Raw genomic sequence first — 9,268 nt, 5'->3', positions numbered from 1 at the left:
TTTTAATATAGTATTAATCAATTTTTTTTGATTAATACATCAAGAGATATTGATTAATTAAATTTGGAGGCATTATACTAATGTTAGATTCAATTATGGAATTTATAAAAACATTTGTGATGTTGTTTTTTGAATTATTAATACTATTCATCATCGTGAGCTTTATTGTAAGTATAATCCAGCAGATAGTTTCAGAAGAAAAAATAAAGCACTTTTTAAGTAAACCTAATCAAGCTATTAATTATATTTTGGGAATGGCTTTTGGTGCGATGACACCATTTTGTTCTTGTTCTACAATTCCTATACTTGCAGGTTTATTAAATTCTAAAGTTCCATTTGGCCCTGCAATGAGTTTTTTAATTGCGTCACCTTTAATGAATCCATTAATGATATTTATGTTATGGGCCTTATTAGGTTGGAAAGTTGCAACAGTTTATTTTATTGTACTAGCAATCTTTAGTATCTTAACAGGTTTTGTATTTTCAAAAATGAATTTAGCTGAAACTTATAAAGGTGTAAATGTTAAAGGCGATGGATTTTTTGCTAATAAACATGGATCTCGTTTTAAACAAGCATTAAATGATGCGTGGGCATTTTTATATCCAATGCTTCCTTACCTATTTATTGGTGTGTTTATTGGTGCTTTTATATACGGATTTGTACCCGAAACATTTATTACTAAATATGCGAGTGGAGGTGGCATTATATCCGTATTTATTGCTTCTATTATAGGTATTCCTATGTATATTAGACCTGAAACCATGTTACCTATAGCTGAAGCATTAGCTTCAAAAGGAATGTCACTTGGGACAGTTGTTGCTTTGATTATTGGTGGTGCTGGTGCAAGTATTCCAGAAGTTGTATTATTATCAAAACTATTCAAGAAAAAATTTATAATCTCATTCGTTATCGCCATTTTAGTTGTAGCTATTTCTACAGGTTTGATTGTGAACATCGTTATTTAAAGGAGGTGAGATAATGGGAGTCAAAGACGTATTAAAAAAATTAAAACCTCAAGAACAATCTTGTTGTTCAGTAGAAATTGAAGAAAAAAAGAGAAAAATGAAAAAGAGCAACAGGATAATAATTGTTGTTGTAACAATTAATTTAGAAGTCTGTAAAATATATGCTTCTAATAAATGAACGACAAATTCCAATGTAATAGTATGGAATTTGTCGTTCTTTCGTTTCAGTTAAGAAAAATTATTTTGCTTGTTTAGTATTTCTTTAAGACTTATAACAAAAAGACGTTAATTAAAAACCGCATCATTAACCGATACGCAGAAGCGTATCATAAATGAAAATAAAAAATAGGTTGTTGGCAATGTTAAATGCTTACTAAATTGTATGTATTACTTATTTAATTAGGCTAATTCATTATTATTTAAAATGATTTATAAATATTTAAGATTAAAATAAGATTTTGGTTAAAAAGGTTTAAACTAAATTAGCTAATATCTACTTTAGATAAAAGTTTATTATAGCACTAGAAATAGTGGGAGAATTGCTTACAACTATTATAAGAGAAAATAATGGTTATTATAGTTTTATTTATAATCGATAAGATGTCTAAAAATAATAAATAATTATATAAATATACTCCATAAAGTTAGGTATCAACCCGATTTTATGGAGTTATTTAAATAAGTATCAATCTTTGGGACATTTTCTGAATAAAGAAAGCATTATATAAACTACAATTAATTACCCTTAGATTTTAATGCTCTGTATATTTGAGAAACTAACTGTTCTTGTTGATTGTCATTAATATTAAATAGATATACTTGTGTGAAATTAACTAGTAATTGTCCCATAAAAATTCTAAGTAAAGAATTGTAATCTATATCAGATGCTAGTTCTTGAGTATTGTGAAAGACTTCAAAAATTTTGGATGCATTGTCGTTATGATTGTTTTCTAAATAATTTATTAATTTATCTCTAATTTCAGCGTCAATTAAAATTTGGCTTAAAACGATTGTTATGACATCTTTATTTTGTTCTAGAAACTGAAGACGATCATCAACAATGAAATGTACTAAAGTTTTTAAATCATAATTTTCTTTCTGCGCTATGCGATTTGCGAATATATTTTCATAAGATGGAAGGCAATGCTCAAATATTGGGGTGATTATAGCCAGTAATAGACCACGCTTATTTTTAAAATATTTAAATATCGTCGCTTCACTTACACCGGCGTTTTTTGCTATTTCAGAAGTGCTTACAGCATTAAATCCAAACTTAGAAAATAAGTTAATACTTGAAATGAGTACTTTTCGTTTTCCCGGTGTTATCTTCTCATTCTTTAAAATAAGATCTAAATCAATTTTAATATCATGTGAATAATCCATAAATACCTCCTATTAATTATGATTTTCTTTGAGCAAAAGTTGTCACTTTTTTAAATTGTTCTATTTGCCAATCTGAAATGACATATTTAGTATTTCTATCTTTTAATATTTGGACAGGTAAGATGATAGTTACTACTAAAATTATAAAGAAAGTGACAATAGCAGCAATCCACGTATAAATATTTATTAAATGTTCATTGTATATATAAATAATGTAATAAATGCTTATAGGTGCAAAAAGAGAAACGCTTGTAAATAATCCTGGATTGTACCAGGCATTTAAAGCTTTATTCATTGATATACCGTGTCCTAATACCTGCATTAGATTGAATAACATTGTAGCTAATCCAAGCCAAATAAATTGCGGAAAAATAATTGCTAATACATAAAATAAATAAGCACTAATATTCACTATACAGATTGATAAAGTATTACCAGGATAATGGTCAAAATCCTTATCTTCTTTATAAGTTGCTTTATTAATAACAGGTGAACCGCCTCCCGGGAAAACATATTCTTCAAATTGATGAATAGATAATGCCATCAAACTATACATTAGAATAATTTGAAGTGAACTTAATTTTGTATGTCCATAAAATCCCATGAAAAATGATAATCCTACAAAAATAAAAATTGTGAAGTAATACCAGTGATTTCGAATAAAATTCATAATAGTTACACCTCTTTAGTGAGTGATTACTCACTAACTTTAAAATGTTAATATTTTTTTGTCAATAATAATGGATTAATTACGAAATTTATTAAATTATAAAAAATGTTGATAACAAAAAAGACACTCACAAATCAGAAAGACTAAATAGAGAGAAAGTGGGACAAAATTCTTTTTGAATTCATTTTCCCACTGTACAAGGTTGATTAGAACTTAATAAAGCTTGATTTAATTGCCTTCTCAGTTCAATCAGCTACTGCGAATTTTTAACGTAGCTTCATAATATAATTTTCTATTTCAGACTTTATTAACAAAAACTAAATTTACTCAATTATCATGTTAACTAGATTTTTTACATAAACAGCTGAAATTAGCGATACTAATCCAAATATGATAAATGCAATGAACATCCATACTGTGCCGTTCATAGTTAAGCTAGTGTTAGTATATAGTAAATCTTTTAATGTATTTACGTAGTGATGGAATGGGCTCCAAGGTAAAATCCAATCTTGATAGAATTTTGGCACCATTACTTTAGGTAGCATAACTGCTTGCATTGTAAAGAATAGATATAAAATAAATATTGGAATAGCACCAAAGCCTATCCAAACCATAAAGCCTAGTATGAGTAGAGCAAATCCTAATATTGCAATTGCTATGAATAATGCTGTATCTAGTGGGTGATTAAAATCAAACTTCAATACGCCACCTGTATAATAAACATAGACAAATGCACCAGCGAAAGCAGCTATCGTTACTGATAAAATAACTTTGCCTGTAAACCATAATTTATCTTTATTTGATGTTAATTTTTCTCTGTTTTTAAAAGTCAAGAATGAAAGAACTGCAGTAATCATTGCTGCAAACCATATTGGTGTAAACATTGCTGAGGCACCATTTCCATTACCTTGATGATCTTTAACTTTATTTAAAGTTGTTGTTTCAACTTTGACCGGATTCACAAATTGATTAAATTGCTTACTTGGTAAGTCTATTTGATTTTTTGCTAATAACTCAACATTTTGTTTACTAATCTGATCATTAAGTTTATTTGTAATTTTACTTAATGCTTGTTGAGCAATGTTAGATGTTTGAGCATTACTACCTTGATTAATGATTGTTTCGATATGTGCTTGTTTTGGTTTTGGTATTTCTTGAGAACCACCACCCATTTTTTCTTGCATTGCTTTAACTTATTGAGATGATAGTTCACCTGATTTGATTTTTTCTTTAATTTCATTTTGCTTTTCAGTCATGATTTTACTTTGTGCATTACTAATAGCATTTTTTGAAAAGTCTTTTTCAAAGATGATAGCTCCGATATATTTATTATCTTTTAGTCCTTGCTTAAGTTCTTTCTCATTTTTCACAGACTCCCAATTCAACGTTTTATTATCACTTTTTTTCAAATTATCTGTTAAGTTCTTACCAATGTTGGTCGAATTTCCTTGAACTTCAATGCCATTATCTTTATTTAATATTGCCATTGGTACATCCTTTGGTTTCGGATTGTATGCCGGATAAAAAGCAGTTGCTAAAATCATTAGAATTAATACGATTGCAATAGGAATGATCCATACGATTTTCTTTTTCATAAAATTACCCTCCTTATTAAACAACAATATAATTCGAAGTGTTGTCATTACTTAGTAGATAAGGAGTGAGTTTATGGATCGTAGAGTAAAAAGAACAATTACAAGTATTGAGAAGGGTTTTATTCAACTTTTAAAAACGTATAGTTTAGAAGAAATAACCATTCAACAAATAGCGGATGAAGCGGATATTAACCGTGCTACATTTTATAAATACTATCTAGATAAATATGACTTATTGAGTCATTTAGAAGATAAAGAAATTGAACGTATGAAATCAAATATTGATTATGATAAATTAGCTAACCAACAAATTAAAGAGTTTAGTGATTTAAATAAAATTATTAATAATGTACCAAATAGCATCATTAAGATTGTTTTGAATAATATTGAATTATATGAAGTGTTATTCAATCTAAAAAGACAAAGTAAATTAGAAGAAAAATTATCAGATACGATTTCACAAAACTTATTAATCGTTTTAAATAATAAAACGACAATCAATAATATACCGTTTAGGTATTTTCATAATTATATTTCTGGAGCTATCATTTCTACAATTAAATATTGGGTATTAGATCCAGAAAGAATTCCAGAAGAAGAAATCATGCATCATCTATTTACGCTCATGAGTACAGGTCCATTAGAACAATTAGTAATAGAACTATCAAAAAAACCTTAGGATTACATTATGTGTTTGGCAACACTCTTTATTCTTTTGTTATTAAATATACAGATTGATGCTTTTTGATTATTGTATAGCAGGTTACTCATAAATATTATTAGACACACAGGGGGAATGTAGCATGTCTAATAATGTTTCATATAACAAAACAAACAAAGAAAGTAAAAAAGTATTAATTGTAGGTTTAGGTATTAGTGGTATATCTTCAGCAATAGCTTTAAAAAAAGCAGGATGGGAGCCTGTCATCATTGAGAAAGCTTCAGAACGACGTAAAGGTGGATATTTTTTAGCGCTATTTGGACTTGGTAGATCTGCTGCTCAAGATTTAGGGGCACTTCAATTTTTACATGATAGACGCAGTCCTACTTCTGTCAATTTCTCAATAGATAGAACTGGTATTACAGGTTATACGCTTGGATTTGCTGATATTCCGAGATCTTTTGCCCCATGGATGATGTTGCGTGGTGATATCGAGAACGCTGTCTATAAAGCGTTACCAAATGATATAGAAATATTATTTGATACAGTGCCAGATGCTATTTGGCAAAATTCATCTGAAGTAAGAGTGACTACTAAAAATCTTAAAACTAATATGAAAGATGAAAGTTCTTATGATCTTGTTATAGGTGCTGATGGGGTGTTTTCTCAAGTAAGAGAACTAGCATTTGGTCCGCATGAACAATATATCAAAGAATTAGATTATATGATTTGTGCCTACCAATTAACCAAAAACCCGCCTGATTTAAAAATAGATCAAGGCGTTATTTTGCATGAAGTAAATAAATCATTCACTGTATTTACGTTTAAAGACCATCCAGCAACAGTATTGTTTACGTATAAAACGGACAATCCACAAGAGGAAAGAAAAAAAGATCCGCGTGAAAGAATTAGAGAAATATTTGGCAAACCCTATGGGAAATACATGGAATTTGCATTGGAACAATTAGATCAAGCTGATGACGTAATATTTAGCACAACGGACCAAGTAAAAATGCCATCATGGTATCGCGGTCGTGTCGTTCTAGTCGGTGATTCAGCATGGTGTCCAACACTCTATTCAGGAATGGGCGCAACATTGGGGCTTGGTGGTGCTAATCTATTAGGAAAAGCATTACAAAAATATTCAGATAATATAGAGTATGCTTTAAATGAATGGGAAAGTATATTAAGACCAAAAGTTGAACAATTTCAAAAACAAGGTGCGACAACAGGTAGAAGAAATTTTGTATCTAAAAATGAAAAAGAAGTACAAAAAAGAGAGAACAGTATTAATTAAGAATGAAGTTAATGAAGAGTAAAATGTTTGGTAATTTACTAAGATATACACCCACTATCAAAGCGCGAAATGCAGACCTCACAAAAGAACTATAGTATTGTATATAAGGATGAATAATTTAAATAGCGAAGTAATTTACGATAGTAAATACGCTTTGCTATTTTTATTTTAAAAGTAAAAATTAATTTTGAAAGCTACTTCATTTTTAATTGGGCGAGTGGTTAAAGAAATAAAAATAGTAAAATAAAAAATAAGTTGTGTAATTTGTATATTAGATAGAAGAAAATGTTCTAAAATTAAAAGCATCCTTCACTTTACGGTGAGGGATGCTTTACTCATTTCGATATAAAAATCTGTTTGCAGATTATTCTCTATTTCTTTAAGTCTTCATCAAGTTTTACGAGTGTTGGTTTAGGAATATGAATGCCTTCTTCACTAAAGTACTGTATTACTTCTTTACGAAGCAAACGTTGACCTGGGAAGTGCATTCCTGGCTTAACATGTGCTAAAAGTTTAATGATCATTTCATTACCATCAACACTATCTAAACCGAGCAATTCAGGTGCTGCTACAAACATGTCATATTTGTTTTTTAACGTTGGTAAAAATTCTAATAATTTTTCTTCTATGACTTCGTAATTCTCATTAGGAGAAAGCGGTATCATTACAATTGGAGAAACATCCGTTGTTGAATAGTTTACAATCTCACTAATCGTACCGTTAGGCAATGTATAAATTTCTCCAGTATCTGATTGTATACTTGTTGATCTTAAACCAATCGTTTTAACCGTACCTTCTGCGATAGTTACGCCAGATGAATTAATTTGAACATAATCGCTTACATCAAACTGGCCTTCAAATATAATGAAAAAGCCGGTAATAATATCTTTAACAATAGTTTGTGCCCCAAAACCAACGGCAACACCAACAACTCCAGCTCCTGCTAAAATCGCTGATACACTAATACCAAAGCGTGAGAGTATTGACGTAAGTACAATAAACCATACGACATAACTTATTAAATTTTGAAGCAATTTTGATAATGTTTCACTTCTTTTAATTTTATGGCGATTCTTTTTCTTTTCATTAACTGTGAAAAATTTAGTAACTAATTTTCTTAATATAGCAATTACAATCATACCCATTAAGATATAAGCAATGATAATTAGAATATTAATTAACACACTTTGATAAAATTCAATTTGTGTCATAGGTTCAAATAACCTATACAATGTATTTTTTAGTTGATTCATAGTAACTGTATTACCTCCGATAATTTTTTCTATGTACAAATCTCTATAGATAATGGGTAGTAAGCCATCATTAAATATAACTAAAAAGTAAATTGTTTGCAATGTAAGGAAATTAGAATTTTAAAATACTAATGTTTTATAAATGCAATATTTATAATTTAATTATTAGCGATAAATAAAATTTAATGTTTAAAATATAGTTGTTACATAAATGCTTATAAATTCATTTTTATAAACTCTAAAAAAATCAGTTAAACCATTTTATATTAAAGGTGGAATATAATGTATAAATATAAAAAGAGATTTATAAACTCGACTAAACCTTCTACTATATTCGATTCTAAAGGGGATAAAATAGGAGTTGTTCAAAAGTATTATAAAAATATATTCGAAAAAATTATAGGAAATGTATCTTTTGGACGCTTTTTTGAAAGATATCTTTTTAAGGATAATAATGACAATATCATAGTAAAGTCAAAGAAAACAGGAATGCAACAAAAAAGAAATTATATACTAACATATCTTGAAGTTAATTCTGGAACATATAATGAAATACACTTAAGTAATGAAGAAAGATTTAATAAAGAAAAATTAGGGCTATTCGAGTATGAAGATCAACTTTTTTCAGTAAGTTTAGATAAAAAAGAATTTTGTAAAATTGTAGACACTCAGGATAATAAGGAAGTGGCTAGTTGGAATCGCAAAGGGGATTACATCCATATTAAATTTAAAGGAAGCTTTGTTGAAAAGCACAAAATATTTACGATTGCTATTCTCCATACTTTTTCAAATAATAATATTCGATATTATCGTAAAGATATAGGTCCAGTATATTTAGGACCACCACCATTATAAATAAGCAAATACAGTAAACTATTATGACATTAAATAGCCCCCACAAATTTAAGTTTTAGCTTAACTTTGTGGGGGCTTCTTAATAAGATATACTCTTAGTTCTTCATTTTCCTTTTTGCCTTAATGGTAACTAATAGCTCCTAATGGTTTATAGATACGATAGTATTTGAATTCTTTCTCAATTATTTATTTAAAGTTAATATCTTCCTAAAAGTAATAAAGAGTCATTTGAGTTTTGAAATTTTTAGTCATCTTCACTGCTATTTTTAGTTTTTTTAAAATGTATTTTAATTTCAAATATGTCATTTTTATATGTCGCATAAACTAGCCCATCTTGTTTTACAACTAATTTTTTTACTATATATAATCCTAATCCTGAATGTTGCTTATGGCGACTTAGGTCAGCGATATAAGAACGATTAAAAATATACTTAATATTTTCTTGAGTTAGTTGTTCATCTGTATCGTTAGCTAATTTTACAATTACGTCATTATCTTTTTCGTATAAATCAATTTCAACGAAGCTTTTACTATAGCGTAGAGTATTCTGAATTAAATTTGTAAATATTCTATTTGTCGCAAATTGATC

The 9,268-nt window shown here is 28.5% G+C and carries 9 protein-coding genes and 1 pseudogene; 5 read left to right on the top strand and 5 right to left on the bottom strand.

The features are described from left to right. Positions 1 to 80: 80 nt before the first annotated feature. Both CD127_RS11845 and CD127_RS11840 read left to right on the top strand, forming a co-directional pair. Entirely contained in the window at positions 81 to 965 is an 885-nt protein-coding gene (locus CD127_RS11845) for a permease (RefSeq protein WP_103366823.1), read from the top strand. A 13-nt stretch (positions 966 to 978) separates the two neighbouring features. Beyond that, complete coding sequence (locus tag CD127_RS11840; RefSeq protein ID WP_162170981.1) at positions 979 to 1,143, top strand: hypothetical protein; 165 nt, start codon at positions 979 to 981, stop codon at positions 1,141 to 1,143. Between the two features lie 557 nt (positions 1,144 to 1,700). On the opposite strand, the gene CD127_RS11835 is transcribed toward CD127_RS11840, so the two are convergent. The 3 genes and pseudogenes from CD127_RS11835 to CD127_RS11825 form a co-directional block, all read right to left on the bottom strand. Next, positions 1,701 to 2,348 carry a TetR/AcrR family transcriptional regulator gene (locus CD127_RS11835; protein ID WP_103366822.1) on the bottom strand — a complete coding sequence of 216 codons (648 nt, stop codon included), beginning with the start codon at positions 2,346 to 2,348 and terminating at the stop codon, positions 1,701 to 1,703. A 16-nt stretch (positions 2,349 to 2,364) separates the two neighbouring features. After that, on the bottom strand, positions 2,365 to 3,018 hold the full coding sequence (locus tag CD127_RS11830; RefSeq protein WP_103366821.1) for an HXXEE domain-containing protein: 654 nt from the start codon (positions 3,016 to 3,018) through the stop codon (positions 2,365 to 2,367). Between the two features lie 323 nt (positions 3,019 to 3,341). After that, positions 3,342 to 4,613, bottom strand: a pseudogene (locus CD127_RS11825) (YhgE/Pip domain-containing protein). Between the two features lie 73 nt (positions 4,614 to 4,686). On the opposite strand from CD127_RS11825, the gene CD127_RS11815 reads away from it, so the two are divergent. Further along, a complete protein-coding gene (locus tag CD127_RS11815) occupies positions 4,687 to 5,292 on the top strand; it encodes a TetR/AcrR family transcriptional regulator (protein WP_103366818.1) in 606 nt (201 codons plus the stop codon). Between the two features lie 124 nt (positions 5,293 to 5,416). Next, positions 5,417 to 6,571, top strand: a complete 1,155-nt coding sequence (locus tag CD127_RS11810) for an FAD-dependent monooxygenase (protein WP_103366817.1) — start codon at positions 5,417 to 5,419, stop codon at positions 6,569 to 6,571. Positions 6,572 to 6,942: 371 nt separating this feature from the next. On the opposite strand, the gene CD127_RS11805 is transcribed toward CD127_RS11810, so the two are convergent. Further along, a complete protein-coding gene (locus tag CD127_RS11805) occupies positions 6,943 to 7,824 on the bottom strand; it encodes a mechanosensitive ion channel family protein (protein WP_103366816.1) in 882 nt (293 codons plus the stop codon). A 282-nt stretch (positions 7,825 to 8,106) separates the two neighbouring features. On the opposite strand from CD127_RS11805, the gene CD127_RS12875 reads away from it, so the two are divergent. Then, positions 8,107 to 8,679 (top strand): tubby C-terminal domain-like protein, encoded by a 573-nt coding sequence (locus tag CD127_RS12875; RefSeq protein ID WP_235851290.1) that lies wholly within the window; start codon positions 8,107 to 8,109, stop codon positions 8,677 to 8,679. Between the two features lie 244 nt (positions 8,680 to 8,923). Here the strand turns inward: CD127_RS12875 and CD127_RS12870 are convergent. After that, a partial coding sequence (locus CD127_RS12870; RefSeq protein ID WP_240623882.1) for an ATP-binding protein occupies positions 8,924 to 9,268 on the bottom strand: 345 nt, incomplete at its 5' end.

The sequence above is a fragment of the Staphylococcus petrasii genome (assembly GCF_002902565.1).
GTDB lineage: Bacteria > Bacillota > Bacilli > Staphylococcales > Staphylococcaceae > Staphylococcus > Staphylococcus petrasii.
The sequence above is the reverse complement of the archived record's forward strand: the minus strand, read 5'-3'. Positions and strand labels throughout refer to the sequence as shown.